At 51.0% G+C, this 14,937-nt stretch carries 20 protein-coding genes (1 of these 20 only partly in view); 19 read left to right on the top strand and 1 reads right to left on the bottom strand.

What is annotated here, in order from left to right:
- Positions 1–41 precede the first annotated feature (41 nt).
- Positions 42–353: a dehydrogenase gene (locus NYE70_RS13035; protein ID WP_341046265.1), complete on the bottom strand. Its 312-nt coding sequence runs from the start codon at positions 351–353 to the stop codon at positions 42–44.
- Positions 354–520: 167 nt separating this feature from the next.
- On the opposite strand from NYE70_RS13035, the gene NYE70_RS13030 reads away from it, so the two are divergent.
- The 19 genes from NYE70_RS13030 to NYE70_RS12940 form a co-directional block, all read left to right on the top strand.
- Positions 521–1,135 (top strand): DedA family protein, encoded by a 615-nt coding sequence (locus tag NYE70_RS13030; RefSeq protein WP_211026090.1) that lies wholly within the window; start codon positions 521–523, stop codon positions 1,133–1,135.
- Positions 1,136–1,702: a thioredoxin family protein gene (locus NYE70_RS13025; RefSeq protein WP_341046264.1), complete on the top strand. Its 567-nt coding sequence runs from the start codon at positions 1,136–1,138 to the stop codon at positions 1,700–1,702.
- 6 nt (positions 1,703–1,708) lie between these two features.
- Positions 1,709–2,335, top strand: a complete 627-nt coding sequence (locus tag NYE70_RS13020) for an MBL fold metallo-hydrolase (protein ID WP_341046263.1) — start codon at positions 1,709–1,711, stop codon at positions 2,333–2,335.
- Positions 2,336–2,628: 293 nt separating this feature from the next.
- A complete protein-coding gene (gene sigY, locus NYE70_RS13015; protein WP_341046261.1) occupies positions 2,629–3,165 on the top strand; it encodes an RNA polymerase sigma factor SigY in 537 nt (178 codons plus the stop codon).
- The gene (locus NYE70_RS13010) at positions 3,155–3,493 is read left to right on the top strand and encodes a YxlC family protein (RefSeq protein ID WP_341046260.1); all 339 of its coding nucleotides are present in this window, start codon (positions 3,155–3,157) and stop codon (positions 3,491–3,493) included. The genes sigY and NYE70_RS13010 overlap by 11 nt, the downstream gene beginning before the upstream one ends.
- Positions 3,483–3,713 (top strand): hypothetical protein, encoded by a 231-nt coding sequence (locus NYE70_RS13005; protein ID WP_211026101.1) that lies wholly within the window; start codon positions 3,483–3,485, stop codon positions 3,711–3,713. The genes NYE70_RS13010 and NYE70_RS13005 overlap by 11 nt, the downstream gene beginning before the upstream one ends.
- 40 nt (positions 3,714–3,753) lie before the next feature.
- Positions 3,754–3,957: a PLDc N-terminal domain-containing protein gene (locus tag NYE70_RS13000; RefSeq protein WP_247682072.1), complete on the top strand. Its 204-nt coding sequence runs from the start codon at positions 3,754–3,756 to the stop codon at positions 3,955–3,957.
- On the top strand, positions 3,954–4,877 hold the full coding sequence (locus NYE70_RS12995) for an ABC transporter ATP-binding protein (protein ID WP_341046259.1): 924 nt from the start codon (positions 3,954–3,956) through the stop codon (positions 4,875–4,877). Before NYE70_RS13000 ends, NYE70_RS12995 begins: the two co-directional genes overlap by 4 nt.
- On the top strand, positions 4,874–5,650 hold the full coding sequence (locus NYE70_RS12990; protein WP_211026105.1) for an ABC transporter permease: 777 nt from the start codon (positions 4,874–4,876) through the stop codon (positions 5,648–5,650). The genes NYE70_RS12995 and NYE70_RS12990 overlap by 4 nt, the downstream gene beginning before the upstream one ends.
- Before the next feature lie 76 nt (positions 5,651–5,726).
- A complete protein-coding gene (locus NYE70_RS12985) occupies positions 5,727–6,377 on the top strand; it encodes an MgtC/SapB family protein (RefSeq protein WP_341046258.1) in 651 nt (216 codons plus the stop codon).
- An 83-nt stretch (positions 6,378–6,460) separates the two neighbouring features.
- Positions 6,461–6,844: an ATPase gene (locus NYE70_RS12980; protein ID WP_211026109.1), complete on the top strand. Its 384-nt coding sequence runs from the start codon at positions 6,461–6,463 to the stop codon at positions 6,842–6,844.
- A gap of 110 nt (positions 6,845–6,954) precedes the next feature.
- The gene (locus NYE70_RS12975; RefSeq protein WP_244861613.1) at positions 6,955–7,083 is read left to right on the top strand and encodes a DUF6254 family protein; all 129 of its coding nucleotides are present in this window, start codon (positions 6,955–6,957) and stop codon (positions 7,081–7,083) included.
- 215 nt (positions 7,084–7,298) lie between these two features.
- The gene (gatC, locus tag NYE70_RS12970; RefSeq protein ID WP_211026111.1) at positions 7,299–7,586 is read left to right on the top strand and encodes an Asp-tRNA(Asn)/Glu-tRNA(Gln) amidotransferase subunit GatC; all 288 of its coding nucleotides are present in this window, start codon (positions 7,299–7,301) and stop codon (positions 7,584–7,586) included.
- A gap of 46 nt (positions 7,587–7,632) precedes the next feature.
- A complete protein-coding gene (gatA, locus tag NYE70_RS12965; RefSeq protein WP_213655861.1) occupies positions 7,633–9,087 on the top strand; it encodes an Asp-tRNA(Asn)/Glu-tRNA(Gln) amidotransferase subunit GatA in 1,455 nt (484 codons plus the stop codon).
- Between the two features lie 24 nt (positions 9,088–9,111).
- Positions 9,112–10,551: an Asp-tRNA(Asn)/Glu-tRNA(Gln) amidotransferase subunit GatB gene (gatB, locus tag NYE70_RS12960; RefSeq protein WP_211026115.1), complete on the top strand. Its 1,440-nt coding sequence runs from the start codon at positions 9,112–9,114 to the stop codon at positions 10,549–10,551.
- Between the two features lie 42 nt (positions 10,552–10,593).
- Positions 10,594–11,061: a GNAT family N-acetyltransferase gene (locus NYE70_RS12955; protein WP_290406636.1), complete on the top strand. Its 468-nt coding sequence runs from the start codon at positions 10,594–10,596 to the stop codon at positions 11,059–11,061.
- A gap of 179 nt (positions 11,062–11,240) precedes the next feature.
- Complete coding sequence (locus NYE70_RS12950) at positions 11,241–13,085, top strand: DUF4097 family beta strand repeat-containing protein (protein WP_341046256.1); 1,845 nt, start codon at positions 11,241–11,243, stop codon at positions 13,083–13,085.
- 124 nt (positions 13,086–13,209) lie between these two features.
- Positions 13,210–13,635, top strand: a complete 426-nt coding sequence (locus NYE70_RS12945) for a Fur family transcriptional regulator (protein WP_211026121.1) — start codon at positions 13,210–13,212, stop codon at positions 13,633–13,635.
- Between the two features lie 91 nt (positions 13,636–13,726).
- Positions 13,727–14,937 carry the 5' portion of a glycosyl hydrolase family 18 protein gene (locus NYE70_RS12940; protein ID WP_341046254.1) on the top strand. It continues 514 nt past the right edge of the window, so the window shows 1,211 of its 1,725 coding nt (coding positions 1–1,211); the start codon lies at positions 13,727–13,729; its stop codon lies beyond the right edge, outside the window.

Below are 14,937 nucleotides of genomic sequence, written 5' to 3'. Positions count from 1 at the left end.
CGTCTGTTCCCTGATTGTACCCTCAGTACTTCCGCTATCTTTTATCCGCCGAATGCGCTTCGGAAAGCGCGGGAGAGCGTTTCGCGGTCAACCTGCCATAGATCGGCCAGCTCGGGGCAGACCGCTTCATCCCACCAGTCGGCGAGCACCTTTCGGTTGCTGGTGTGTTCAGCAATCCACATAAGATTGCCGATCACTTTTTTGTAATAGAGCTCTTCTCCTTCTCGGATCCGTTCCTCGGGGATGTACACACCGAGCCGCTTAACTGTCCGATACAGCTCTTTGCTGCATCCGCGGCGGATTTTACGCGGCGTAGGGAGCGGAGAAGCGTGCTTTCCGGGCTTGTTATTCATGTGACTGCCTCCTTTCTCCCAACATATGCTGAGGCCGCAAGGCGGGACACCAGTCACTCTATCCAAAGTAGAATGCATGTCCCCGGCTATGATAGAATAGACTGGAGAATAGAGGTTTTTGAACGTGCTTAATATGCTTAATACGTTTAGGGAGAGAGGACTTCGCGGTGGAGTGGATTTCTAGTGTAGTTGCAACATTATTCGAGTGGATTCAGCAATTGGGGTATTTCGGCATTATGCTCGGCCTTATGATCGAGGTCATTCCAAGTGAGATCGTGCTTGCTTACGGAGGATATCTCGTTCATGGGGGTCACATCAATTTTGTGGGCGCCGTATTCTTCGGCGTCGTCGGCGGGGTGATTGCCCAGCTGTTTATTTACTGGATCGGAAGATATGGCGGACGGCCTATATTGGAGCGGTTCGGCAAATATATTTTGATTCAAAAAAAGCATATCGATGTTTCCGAGGCATGGTTCCTGAAATACGGCCCCGGCGTAATTTTTACGGCCCGGTTCATCCCGGTTGCCAGACATGCGATCTCCATACCCGCAGGGATGGCCAAAATGCCGGTGGGTAAATTCCTGATGTTGACCACGTTAGCGGTCATTCCCTGGTCCATACTTTTCGTATACTTGGGCATGCTGCTCGGCGAGAACTGGGAGCATATCGATGAAAAGGCAGGCCCGTATATTATGCCGATTCTTCTTGTCGCCCTGGCCTTGTTGATTGTGTACGTGCTGGTGAAATGGTTTGGTTCTTCCAGAAAGAAAGGAGATGCCTAAATGAGCGTAAATGTAGCTTACAAATTCGGTAAAGGAATAACTCCCCGTCAATTTATGGAGGGGATGGAGCGGAACAAGGAGGCTTTCTCGCAAGGATATGAGAACTTTGCTTGGGTTAGCGATGAGGACCGCGAATTTTTCGAAAGCTTGAATTTCCGCGATGATATTCGCGTTCTGATTCTGGCCGCCGATTGGTGCGGCGATGTCGTGCGCAGCGTGCCGGTCGTTTTTCGGGCGCTTGAAGTATCGGGCTTAAAGACGGAAGTGCTGATTCTGGAAGATCATCAGGATCTGATGGATCACTTTTTGACGATGGGCGGCCGTTCCGTTCCGATCATCATTTTCGCGGATACGGGCGGGCATGTGCTGGGTCAATGGGGTCCGCGTCCTGCGCATGTACAGGCATTGATGGTTGAATTCAAACAAGCCAATCCGGATCGTGAAGCCTCGGATTACGAAGAAAAAATCGGAATCGTCCGGAAACGGATGGCTGAAAAATATGAGGAAGGAGCCGGGGTAAAGAAATCGGTAGTTACCGAACTTCGCACACTGATCTCCGGAATGTAGGACGCCATGCTAAAGATAGAGAGTTTCTCCCTTGGACCGCTTCAGACCAATGCTTACCTGCTGCGGGGGGAAGATGAGAACCGTGCTGTGATTATAGATCCGGGGTCGAATCCGGGACCGCTGCTTCGTAAGATTGAGGGACTGGAGATCGAAGCGATTTTGCTGACCCATGCCCACTTCGATCATATCGGAAGCGTGGATGAAATCCGCAAGCTGAAGGGCTGTCCCGTCTATCTTCATCCGTTGGAAAGCGAGTGGCTGACGACGCCGAAATTGAACGGCTCACTAATGTGGCCTGACGTAACAGGACCGGTCGTCACGGATCCCGCCGAATTCGATTTGGCTCAGGGACAGAAGCTCTCCCTGATTGGTTATGAATTCACGGTCTATCATACGCCGGGCCATTCGCCGGGCGGCGTGAGTTTTCTGTGCGGCAACGACCTGTTCTCGGGTGATTGCCTGTTCAAAATGGGCGTCGGGCGTACCGATCTTCCCGGCGGCCGTGAGGTGGACCTGTATAATTCGATCAGAGGAACACTTTTCCGGTTTCCAGATGATACGAAAGTGTATCCGGGCCACGGGCCTAAAACTACCATCGGCTACGAAAAAGCGAACAATCCTTACGTGTCCTGACGCTATCCTGACGTATAAAGTGCTTTTACAACAAATTTTTGCACAAAAAGTGCAAAAATGCTGGACAACAACGCTTCACTTTGCTAAAATCAAGTCATTAAATATTTGTAACCTTTGCGAAGCACGCAAGCTGCGGAATCATCCCGGTTTGCGTTCTTTTTTATGTCGAAGTCAATAGAATGAAGGAGATCGCCGATCAGGGCGGTCTTTTTTTATTATTTTTATTTTGCTCTGAACGATTTCCTAGTCTCAGTCGTATTACATATGTTTAACGGAAGCAAAAGGGGTGTGAAATGTCACAGGAAAGGGAAAGGGCGCTGATTCAACAAGCTCAAAGAGGAGATTCCGCAGCCCTCGCATCGCTGATTCATGAGCATTATTCTTTTGTATTTAAATATTTGGTCAAAATATCGATGGACCCGAAGATGGCGGAGGACCTGGCTCAGGATACGATGATTCGGTGCATGGAAAACATAGAACGCTACGATGGATCATCTTCATTCTCCTCTTGGCTGATTACGATCGCTACCCGCCTGTTTATCGACAAGACCCGTCGAAAAAAACGGGAAAACAGCTGGATGAAACAGGAGGAGGGCGCCAGAAGACTGCGCTGGAATTATGAGAATCAGCAAGAAGATTGGACCGATCTGCTGGATCTCATGTCCCGTTTACCGGCCGATCAACGGATCGCTATCTTGCTCAAGCATTATTACGGATACACCTATGATGAAATCGGGACTCTATTAGGCATACCTGCCGGTACCGCTAAATCCCGGGTATCCACCGGATTGACCGAATTAAGGAAGGAGGCCGGACGGCATGAAAAGTAACGAAATCGACGACGAGTTCGAAGAGCGGCTTATTCAGGAGTTATCCGGAGAATGGAGCCGGATGGACAAGTTGGTTCCGCCGAGCATGGATCTTCCGCCCGCAGCATGGGAACAAAGAATTCAAGGGGTATGGATGGAAAAGAAGCGGGCGAGAAAAAGAGAAGACTTTCTCTTCTTGCTGATTGCACTGACCGTGATAGGCGGATGCTTGTTTGTATACAGTTACCCCTATGTCTATGCGATTATTCAAGGACTGGGGTTGGCCGTGGCCGCCGGCGTAATTGCGGTAACCGTTTATTCGCGGAAGGGAAGACGGTATGAAAGCTGAACAACTGCCTTTGGGGATATGGATTTTGTTGGCTATGCTGGTGCTTGCGCAAGGGATGTGGTTGTTCCGAAACGCCCGTAAGCGTGGAAAAGGCGTGTCGGCATGGTTTTGGGGGATCTGGGGTTTGTTCAATATCCCAACTCCTTTGCTGGTATATTTGCTCGTCGTGGTGTTACCGGAGTACCGCAGAACGAAAAAAGGCGGCAAGCCGCCGGTTTGAGGATATGAATCGCACTTTGCATAAGAAATGAGGAAAAAGAATGGATATTCAAATTCAATGGGGTCTCATTTTACCCGTCGTTATTTTACAGTTGATTCTTGCGTTGATCGGCTTAATCTCCTTGGCCAAAGCGGAACCCGAGTCGGTGAGAGGTCCTAAATGGGTCTGGGTTATCATCATTCTCTTTGGAAATATCATCGGAAGCATTGTCTACTTTGCTGTAGGCCGGAGGGAACGGGGATGAGCAGACTAAGTGTTACTCAATTAATCAAGAAATTCGGTTCCCGCACGGCAGTGAAGGGGATCTCATTTGAACTGGAGGAAGGCGGCTGTACCGCATTGCTCGGCCCGAACGGAGCGGGCAAAACGACGACGCTTCGTATGCTAGCGGGGCTGCTGTCCCCTACTTCGGGGAGTGTAGCGATCGACGGAAAGGGAACTTCGGAGATCGCTTCGCGCAATCAAATCGGTTATTTGCCGCAGCATCCTTCTTTTTACGGCTGGATGACGGGTAAAGAGTATGTGGTTTATGCAGCGGGGCTGAGTGGAATGAACGGAAAGCAGGCCTCGGCTGAAGCGGACATGATTCTGGAAAAGGTCGGGCTTAAAGACGCGGCAAGGCGGCGTATTTCAGGCTATTCCGGGGGAATGAAGCAGAGGCTTGGTTTGGCTCAGGCCTTGGTGCACCGTCCCCGGCTGTTGCTGTTGGATGAACCGGTATCCGCCCTTGATCCGTTGGGCCGGCGTGAAGTGATGGATTTGCTGCAGCAGCTCCGGCAAGAGACGACGATCCTGTTATCGACCCATGTGTTACATGACGCCGAGGAGGTTTGCGACCGGATCATTATGCTCAGGAACGGGGAAATCGTTGAGCAGGGGAATATTAGCGAGCTGTCATCCAAGTACCGGCAGCCATTGCTGACAATTCAAGTGGAGAGAGATCCGGAAGGACGAGCGCTCGCCTGGCTGCAATCATTTCGGCAGAGGAGCTTTGTCAATGAACTGGAGCTGCGGGGAGACACGGCTTTACTTACCGTTTCGGATATGGGAACCGCACGGGAAGTCATTCTCCAGGAAGCCGGAAATCAGGTCATGCCGCTGCTTCGCTTCGAAGCGGGAGCGACTTCCCTGGAAGAAATGTTTATGAAGGTGGTCAGCTCATGAAGGTAACCTTACTGATATACCGCAAGGAAATGTTGGAAATGCTGCGCAATTACAAGCTCTTGTGGATTCCGGTCGTCTTTGTGCTACTGGGAGTGACGCAACCGTTGAGCTCTTATTATCTGCCCGAGCTGCTTCAGATGTCAGGACAGATTCCCGCCGAACTGGTGGACAGTTTTCCTGTTCCGGGACCGTCTGAAGTGATGATTCAAGTACTCAGTCAATACAGCCTGATCGGGTTATTGTTGATCGTCATAGCCGGGATGAACTTGGTGGCGGGTGAACTTTACGGAGGAACGGCGGCATTGGTTTTGGTTCGTCCGGTCAAATCAGCCCAGTTTATTATCGCCAAATGGGCGGGGTATTTCAGTCTGGTCGTGATTTCATTTGTTCTCAGCTACGGATCGGCCTGGTATTATACTTCGCTGTTACAGGGGACCGTGCCTTGGCGGGAGGCTTTGGCGGCGGGCGGGCTGTACGTGATCTGGTTTTCATTCGCTGTATCGCTCACGCTTCTATGCAGCACGCTGCTTCGAGGCAGTGCGGCTGCGGTAGTGTCTCTGCTGGTGATAGGGCTTCTGTCGGTGGCACATGGTCTCGTTCCAACTTGGCTGGCTTGGAGTCCTGCGCATTTATTGACGGTAGCCGCCGGACATCTGGCCGAGCCGCAGGCCACGGAGAACTCTGTCGTACCGGTTGCGGTTACGCTGCTGTTATCTGTTTTGTTTATCTCTGCATCTTCCTGGAGTCTACGTCGGCAGGGCGTTTCGGATTGAACGCTTGATTTCATTCCTTTCCCCGGTTTTGTTAAGATAGTAATATCGCTATTCTTGATTGATCGGGGGCTTGGAAATGGAATATGAACTGTTATTGAGAATCCTGATTGCGGGCGTATGCGGCGTGATTATCGGTTTGGAACGAAAGAACAGGATGAAGGAAGCGGGCGTAAGAACCCACTATGTCGTTGCGGTTGGCGCCGCGTTGATGATCATCATTTCCAAATACGGCTTTCAGGATCAGATCGGCTGGGACAACCTGTCTCTGGATCCGTCGCGAATCGCGGCCGGGGTGGTTAGCGGGGTCAGCTTTCTTGGTGCGGGCATGATATTTATGCAAAAGCAGACGATCAAAGGCCTGACCACGGCTGCGGGCATCTGGGCAACGGCAGGGATCGGGATGGCCATCGGAGCCGGGTTGTATTTTATAGGCATCGGGGTTACGCTGCTGATTTTTCTGGGGCAGATCGTTTTGCATGGCCGAATCAGCTGGCTGACCTCCCCTAAAACCGAACAGATCGTCATCGTACTGGAAAGGGAGCAAGGCGCCATCGACCGCATTCTGAAACGTTTGGAAGAGCATCGTGTTTCCGTGCTTGTCTTTGAGGCGGACCGCCAGGAAGAGGAGATCGTCCTTACGCTTACCGTGAAATTTAGGGCAGGGGCCACGATGGAAACTTTACTGTCATCCATGGGGGAAGATGTAAAGCGGATAAAGGTGGAATAACTCTATCAACCTGATGTTGCCCATCTCTGATTTTTTTAGTAGGATAGTAAAATAACTTATTGAATTAATCAGGGAGGTAGACGATGCTGCAATTGGGAGAAAGAGTCGTAATCGTCGGAGATGCCTTTGAGCAGAATCTTCCTGTTGGGGAATATGGGTACGTTATTGCTTACGACCGTAATCCGGATAATGCGTTTGATTACGTGATCCGTGCTCCGAAGACAGGACGTAATTATTACGTCCCTTCGAGCGATGTGGAATCCGAGGAATTGCTCCTGGAGTATGAAGCGGAGCGGACCACTCAGGAGGCACTCATCGATTACGCTCTGGCAACGCACAACGAAAAGCTGTTTCTGCATGTGTTGAATGGCGAAGAGAATGATGCGGACGAACAGAAGGAACCAACAAAGGAAGTAATGTCTCAGGCGGAGTTCATCAAGCAGGTGAACTTGCGAGCGTGGATATAAAGAGCCGGCGATGCCGGTTCTTTTTTTTGCTGCTGCGAATGAATCGTTACGATAATCAACAATCTAATAACTGTAGTACATGACGTTAATTCCAGAGGAGGCTACCTTAAATGAGCCAGCAAAAGCGCAGAAAAGAAGCAGCTTGGAAGGCCCGCAAGCAGGAGCAGCACCCCCATGGTAAAATCAACTCGCTGAAGAAGCTCTCCGACGAGTATGACGCGGAACATACTACAACTTAAGCTTAACCCCAAAGCAAAAGGCTGCCGATTTCATTCGGCGGCCTTTTGCTGTTTCAAGACGGGCGAGGCTAGGTAGAATCCGGCAGCTTTCGTCTTGTTTCGCGTTAATGGATTGAACTCCATCCCATTCTACAATATAATTTTATTCATCCGAATCGACATGTTAGAATGGACAAGTTAAGTCCCTCAGGGGAAACGAAGGAGGAAAGGGCAAAATGAGCATTCAGGTGAAGGACGTCGAGCATGTGGCCAAGCTGGCCCGGTTGAACTTGACTGACGAAGAGCGGGAAATGTTCACGGAGCAGTTGAACGCTATTTTACAATATGCCGAGAAATTGAATGAGCTGGATACGGAAGGTGTGGAGCCGACGACGCATGTGCTGCATATCAGCAATGTGATGCGCGAGGATGTAGTGCATGAGAGTCTCCCGCAGGAGAAAGTATTCCGGAATGCGCCGGATGAAGAGGACGGACAATTCAAAGTGCCGGCTGTACTGGAATAAATGAGGAATATCATTACTTTGCACAATTTGAAAGGAGGACGCGGTTGTGACGCTGTTTGATTTGCGATTGCAGGAAATACATAATCGGCTCAGCAAGAAAGAGTTGTCTGTCACCGATTTAGTCGGCGAGGCGTTCGCCAAAATCTCGGAACGGGATGAGCGTGTCGGCGCCTATTTGACGCTGAATGAGGAAGGGGCTCGCGCGGAAGCGGCGAGACTCGACAATAAACTGGCCGGAGGGGAGGCACGCGGCTTGCTGTTCGGCCTTCCGGTGGGCATCAAGGACAATATGGTGACCGAGGGGCTGCGGACGACGTGCGCAAGCCAGTTCTTAAGCAATTATGATCCCATTTACGATGCAACGGCGGTAGCGAAGCTTAAGCAGGCGGAGGCCGTGACGATCGGCAAACTGAACATGGATGAATTCGCCATGGGCGGCTCCAATGAAAATTCCAGTTTCCATCCGGTGCGCAATCCTTGGGATTTAAACCGCGTTCCCGGCGGATCCAGCGGAGGTTCGGCCGCAGCAGTTGCCGCGGGAGAAGCCTACTTTACGCTGGGCTCCGACACGGGCGGTTCCATCCGTCAGCCGGCCTCCTATTGCGGCGTCGTAGGCTTGAAGCCGACTTACGGTCTAGTATCCCGTTACGGTCTGGTAGCCTTTGCTTCCTCGTTGGATCAGATCGGACCGATTACGAAAAACGTCGAAGATTCCGCCTATGTGCTGCAGGCCATCGCTGGCCATGATCATAAGGACTCTACGTCTGCGAATGTCGATGTGCCGGATTATTTGGCAGCTTTAACAGGGGACATCAAAGGCCTGCGGATCGCGGTGCCGAAGGAATACCTGGAAGGCGTCGATCCGCAAGTGAAAGCTTCCGTAATGGAAGCGCTGAAGGTGCTTGAGGGCATGGGGGCTGTCTGGGAAGAAGTGTCCTTGCCGCATACGGAATATGCGGTCGCGGCTTATTATCTGCTTGCTTCTTCGGAAGCTTCCTCTAACTTGTCGCGTTTTGACGGCGTTCGTTACGGCGTGCGCTCGGACCATGCGGGCAACCTGCTGGACCTGTATCTTGAATCACGGAGCCAAGGCTTTGGCCCGGAAGTGAAGCGCCGGATCATGCTGGGAACGTACGCGCTTAGCTCCGGTTATTATGACGCGTATTATTTAAAAGCTCAGAAGGTTCGTACGCTGATTAAGCGCGATTTTGACCAGACATTCGAAAAATATGACGTCATTATCGGACCTACAGCGCCGACGACCGCTTTCCAATTGGGATCGCAGGTTGATGATCCGTTGACGATGTATCTCAACGATATTCTGACGATTCCGGTCAGCCTGGCAGGGGTTCCGGCTATCAGCGTTCCTTGCGGATTCGCGGACGGACTTCCGGTCGGCCTGCAAATCATCGGCAAGGCGTTCGACGAGAGCAGCGTGCTTCGTGTAGCTCATGCGTTTGAAGCTCAAACGGACCATCACAAACAACGCCCGGCGTTGTAATGAGTCATATATAGGAGGGTCAACATGTCAACATCCAAATATGAAACAGTGATCGGGTTGGAAGTGCATGTGGAGCTGCATACGAAGACGAAAATCTTCTGCGGCTGTTCCACGGAATTCGGCGCTCCTCCCAACAGTCATACCTGTCCGGTTTGTCTTGGACATCCGGGTGTACTGCCTGTGCTTAACCGTCAGGCTGTAGATTACGCCATGAAGGCGGCCATGGCGCTGAATTGCGAAATCGGCGATGTCAGCAAATTCGACCGCAAAAACTACTTTTATCCCGATTCGCCGAAGGCTTATCAAATCTCGCAGTTTGATCAGCCCATCGGAGAGAACGGCTATATCGACATTGAAGTCGACGGCGTGACGAAACGAATCGGAATTACCCGTTTGCATTTGGAGGAAGACGCTGGCAAGTTGACACACGTCGACGGCGGATATGCTTCCCTTGTCGATTTCAATCGGGTCGGAACACCTCTCGTTGAAATCGTGTCCGAGCCGGATCTTTCTTCGCCGGAAGAGGCGCGGGCCTATCTTGAGAAGCTGCGGGCCATTATGCAGTATTGCGATGTTTCCGACGTGAAAATGGAAGAAGGCTCGATGCGCTGTGACGCTAACATCAGTCTTCGTCCTCAGGGCCAGAAGGAATTCGGTATCCGGGCCGAGTTGAAGAACATGAACTCCTTCCGCGGCGTAGTGCGCGGATTGGAGTATGAGCAATACCGGCAGGCGGAGATTTTGGACGACGGCGGGCAGGTCGTTCAGGAAACGCGCCGTTGGGACGAAGCCCAAGGCAAAACGTTCTCCATGCGCGGCAAAGAAGAAGCGCATGATTATCGTTATTTCCCGGATCCCGATCTGGTGAAGATCCATATCGACCAAGATTGGAAGGACCGGATCAGAGCGTCTATTCCGGAATTGCCGGATGCGCGCAAAGCCCGGTACGCCTCGGAATATGGGCTTCCTGACTATGATGCTGGCGTAATTACGTCTTCCAAGCCGCTGGCTGATTTGTTCGAAAGCAGCCTCGGTTATACCAAGGATGCGAAGGCCGTATCCAACTGGATTATGGGCGACCTCCTCGGTTATCTGAACAGCAGCGGGTTGGAGCTTGCGGAAGTGAAACTGTCCGGACAAGGCCTCGGCGAAATGATCAACTTGATTGAAAAAGGTACAATCAGTTCCAAGATTGCCAAGACCGTCTTCAAGGAAATGCTGCAAAGCGGGAAGCTTCCGCAGCAGATCGTCGAGGAGCAGGGATTGGTCCAAATTAGCGATGAGGGTGCTATTTTGGCGATCGTTAAGGAAGTTGTAGCGAACAACCCGGCCTCCGTTCAGGATTATAAAGCAGGCAAAGACAAGGCGATCGGCTTCCTGGTCGGCCAGGTTATGAAGCAGAGCAAAGGGAAAGCCAATCCGGGACTTGCGAACAAGCTGTTGGTTGAAGTGTTGAAGGACTAATCTCAAACAAATGGGAGAAGTTTTCCCAAGGGGGAAACAGGGATGATCGAAAGATTGTCACTACAAGACCATGATATGGTGGAACAGTTGTGGAGTTTGCAGCATGTAGCCTACCGTTTGGAGGCGGCTGCGATCGGTTTGAAGGAATACCCGCCTTTGCCTGAGACATTCGATTCGCTGCGCAGCAGCGTAGATGAGGATTTTTACGGCGAGGTTTCTGCGGACGGGGAACTGCTTGGGGCGATTGTCACAACCCCGGCAGCCTCCCCGGCCTGCCTTGAGATTAGCCGGCTGATGATCCATCCGGATCACTTGCGGCAGGGAATAGGGGCTTCGCTTCTGAAATATGTGATCGATCACCATCCCGATATCAGGTCATTCGTTGTTACCGCCGGAACGCTTAACGTACCGGCGGTCTCCCTATACCGGAAATTCGGTTTCTTACCCGGAGAGAGTGTCACCTCATCCACGGGCGCCGGCCTCACGGTTTTTCGTTATCATCGGCCATAGAGAACGGGCACACCTCGATTAACCTTTAGGGTTAAGATGAGGTGTGTTTTTGTTTATTCGTTGTACGATGGAGCCGGAGTCCAGTTCATTCCATTACGAAGTAATCAATAATGGGGTATTATTATACTATTGAAAAATCTACTAGTATGGTGAAAAACTCTACTAGTCTGAGAAGGGAGATGGCGGAACTGAAAACACCCCTGAATTTGCAGGGCAGACGGGCCCTGCAGCTCGCAGCTCGGACCAAAGGCTTCCGGCCAAGAAGGAGAAAGCGTAAGTTCATAGCTTGCCTGCTGGCAGCCGTTTTCCCCGGCTTGGGCCATCTCTATCTGAAAATGTTTTTGAAGGGCGCGGCTTTGATTTATTTCGTCCTGCTGGATGCCTCTGCGCTAATTTATTTTTCTTCGGTTCGATCCGGGATTAATGTTCCTTTTTTGATCTTATTAGGCCTGCTCATTCCAGTAATCTATTTTTATAGCATTTATGATGTCTTGCAATCTACCGATGTGATCAATGCGAAGATTAAACGGTCGGCGTCCGGGGAAGAAGCGGAACCCTCATTTGACGCCAACGGGACCCAAACGGGCACCGGGGCACGAAAAGGCGTATTAGCCGGCATCCTGCTGATATGCGGTGGGGCTGTTATTTTCCTGTTTCGCCAGAAGCCGCCTTGGCTCGAAGGATTTATACATTGGTCCGCTGGATACACCGTATCGGGAGCTCTCATACTGACGGGAGCGATACTGATCTGGCGGGAGAGCCGTCGACGTATTATCCGGACCGGACGCTTTACAGCTTCCGCATTGATTATCGCAATCGGGATCTTGCTGCTAATTGACCGGGTTTCGGGACATGATCTGATTTGGCTGTTGCCGAAGTGGTGGCCGATTATTCTGGTGGCGGGCGGAGTAGAGCATATTATTGTGCTGATCTGGAACCGACGACATACATTGCGGCCTGAGCGGCGGATGCGTGTGGATCTAAGGGGGTTGCTGCTGTCGGTATGCATCGGATTGTCGGTCTTTGCCGTAACCCAGCAGGAGCAATATTTACACTTGTGGAATCGGGTCAGTCTGGATCTGGCGGCGGCCGGATCGGATTTCAGCAGCGAGGAAGGTTTTCATGTGGAGAAGCCCGCTCTGGAGGTTCCGATCGATCTGGATACCGAACAGATTAAAATCGACGGCGTAAACGGTAATATCGAGGTCAGACGTGCAGAGGTCGAAGGCGTGATTATACGGGCTACCGTATGGGTTGACCAGATTCCGATGGAAGAGGCCGAGCCGGTTGCCGAGGAGACCTCCATTGATACGTCGGTAGGCAAAGCGCTGGCCGTTACGGTAAAAGATCGGACCTATGGAGCCTCGGGCAAACGACACCCTCGTGTCAATTTAACCGTTGTGTTGCCGGAAAACCGGTTCTTGGATATCGATATCAGTACTTCCAGCGGCGGAATTACCCTGACTGGCGTGCAAGCGCTGAAACAGATCAAGCTGCAGACGGGTAACGGGAATCTGCGGATGTGGGATGTAGTCGGTGACATATCCGCCAAGACTTTAAACGGGGATGCGGAATTATACCGGATCTTTGGCGACGTCAATGTGGATACCCAAGGCGGCAACCTGAAGGCCAAAGGAATCAGCGGCAATGCTTCCCTTTCCACGATGGTCGGCGATATTTCCCTGGTTAATGCGCAAGGAGACATCAAAACGAGCACCAAGAACGGTAATATTAAAGTCGACGGCGCGCCGGCCGCATTGCAAGCCGAATCGCTTAACGGGAAAATTCAAATTTCCGCGGATCAAATCGGCGGGGATTGGAGCGTATACAGCGCGGTGGGCGAGATGCAATTGGAGCTTCCCGACATGGGCGATTATAAGCTTGAAGGTTCCAGCGGTTATGGCGACATTGTTACCGATCTGCCTTTTATCGTGGAAAATAAAGAGATTAAGGGTGTTCTGGGCAGCGGGGAATATCAGATCAAGGTTGACGGCAACAGCAATCTAATTGTGACCAAAAGCTGAATTCATACAAATTGTAAATAATCCGGCCTTGTACAGGTTGTTCGTTCGTTGACAAAAGAAATATGATAAAAGTACAATGAAAATTGTAAGGATTCTAATCTGTATTTTTAAGGCGGTGGACATAATGGCTACTCGCGTACAGCATGCGCTTGATCAGTTGAAAAACAACGGTGTACGCATTACGCCGCAGCGCCATGCCATTCTAACGTATCTCTTGGAGTCGATGGGACACCCGACCGCGGATGAAATTTACCGGGCCTTGGAGCCCCGTTTCCCAAATATGAGCGTGGCTACGGTATATAACAATCTCAAAATGCTGATTGAAGCGAATATGGTCCGGGAGCTGACTTACGGCGATAATTCCAGCCGTTTTGATGCCGATGTATCGGATCATTATCATATCGTTTGCGAGATGTGCGGCAAGATCAAGGATTTCTCATATCCTTCCTTATCCGATGTAGAGCGTAAAGCGGAGGAAATGACCGGTTTTGTGGTCCATGGACACCGTTTGGAGCTGCACGGGGTTTGTGAAACCTGCCGTAATCAATAATTTTAAATGACCTGCGGGTTGTGGGAAACGTGCGGGATTCCTTCGGGAATTCTTCACGTTTTTATTTTTAAGGAGAGAGGTATGGCTGTCGATGAGTAGAAGAGAGGTACATGCTAGACACAGGCGCAAGGGCCGCGGCAAATGGTGGCTCGCGCTGATTGTTATTGTTGCCGGAGCGTACTGGTTTTCTTCGCAATATTTACCGAACCGCGAGCATATTGATCCCGAGTGGAAGGGCACTTATGATAAACCTGTTTTTATAAAGGGAGAGATTTTGGACGGAACGGCGATCGGTCAGGGAGACGGACTAAAATTGCCGCTTCCGATAGTACAGTCAGTTGTTGACCCCAACATTCGCTATGAGCAGGACAGTCAGACGGTGATTTTGACGACCCCGAAGAAACTGGTATTGCTAAAAACGGATGAGAAGACAGGGAAAATCAACAATAAGCCGGTGAGTTTGCGGTTTGCGCCGGAGGAAAAGGATGGAGTCCTGTATCTGCCGGCCCATCTGCTCGAAGAGCTTTATGGTATGGAAATCCATGAAGACGCGGGTTCGGGCTCTGTAATCCTTATGAAGCCGGGAGAAAGTCTGGAACATGCCAGCGTAAGGGAATCTTCGCGAAAAAAAGACTTTACCGTTCCACTGCGTGAAGGCGGCAGCATTCATTCTCCGATCCTGGAGGATATGAAGCCGGGAACGAAGCTGCGTATTTTGGATACTGTGGACGATTGGTATCATGTCCAGCTTTATAACGGATATACGGGATTTGTAAAACAAAAGGATACGGTTGCGGGAGAGAACAGAGTTGTTCCGGAGCTTGAGCCCGTACTATCGCCTGCGAAGGAGAAATGGCATTCCAAAGCGATTAATATGACTTGGGAGGCAGTTTATCAGGTTGCGCCTAAGCCTTCCTCCATTGGAAAGCTCCCCGGTGTCAACGTGGTCAGCCCGACCTGGTTTTCTTTGATAGACGGTAAAGGCAATGTCAAAAGCAAGGCCGATCCTGCTTACGTTAAGTGGGCGCACGGGCAGGGGATGCAGGTATGGGGATTGTTCAGCAACAGCTTCGAGCCCGAATTGACCACTGAGGCGTTGTCGAGCTTCGAAAATCGGATGACTACTATTTTGCAGATGCTTCACTATGCTCAGCTCTATGATCTGGATGGCATCAATATCGATTATGAGAATGTCCATACAAAAGACGGGCCGAATCTGACCCAGTTTATGAGGGAATTAAGACCGCTTGCCATGGAATACGGGTTGGTGGTATCCATCGACGTAACGCCGAAATCAAACAG

Origin of the sequence: Paenibacillus sp. FSL R5-0407 (genome assembly GCF_038009185.1) — a bacterium.
In the GTDB taxonomy this organism is placed as follows: Bacteria; Bacillota; Bacilli; order Paenibacillales; family Paenibacillaceae; genus Fontibacillus; species Fontibacillus vini.
This window is presented reverse-complemented; position numbering and strand designations above follow the sequence as displayed.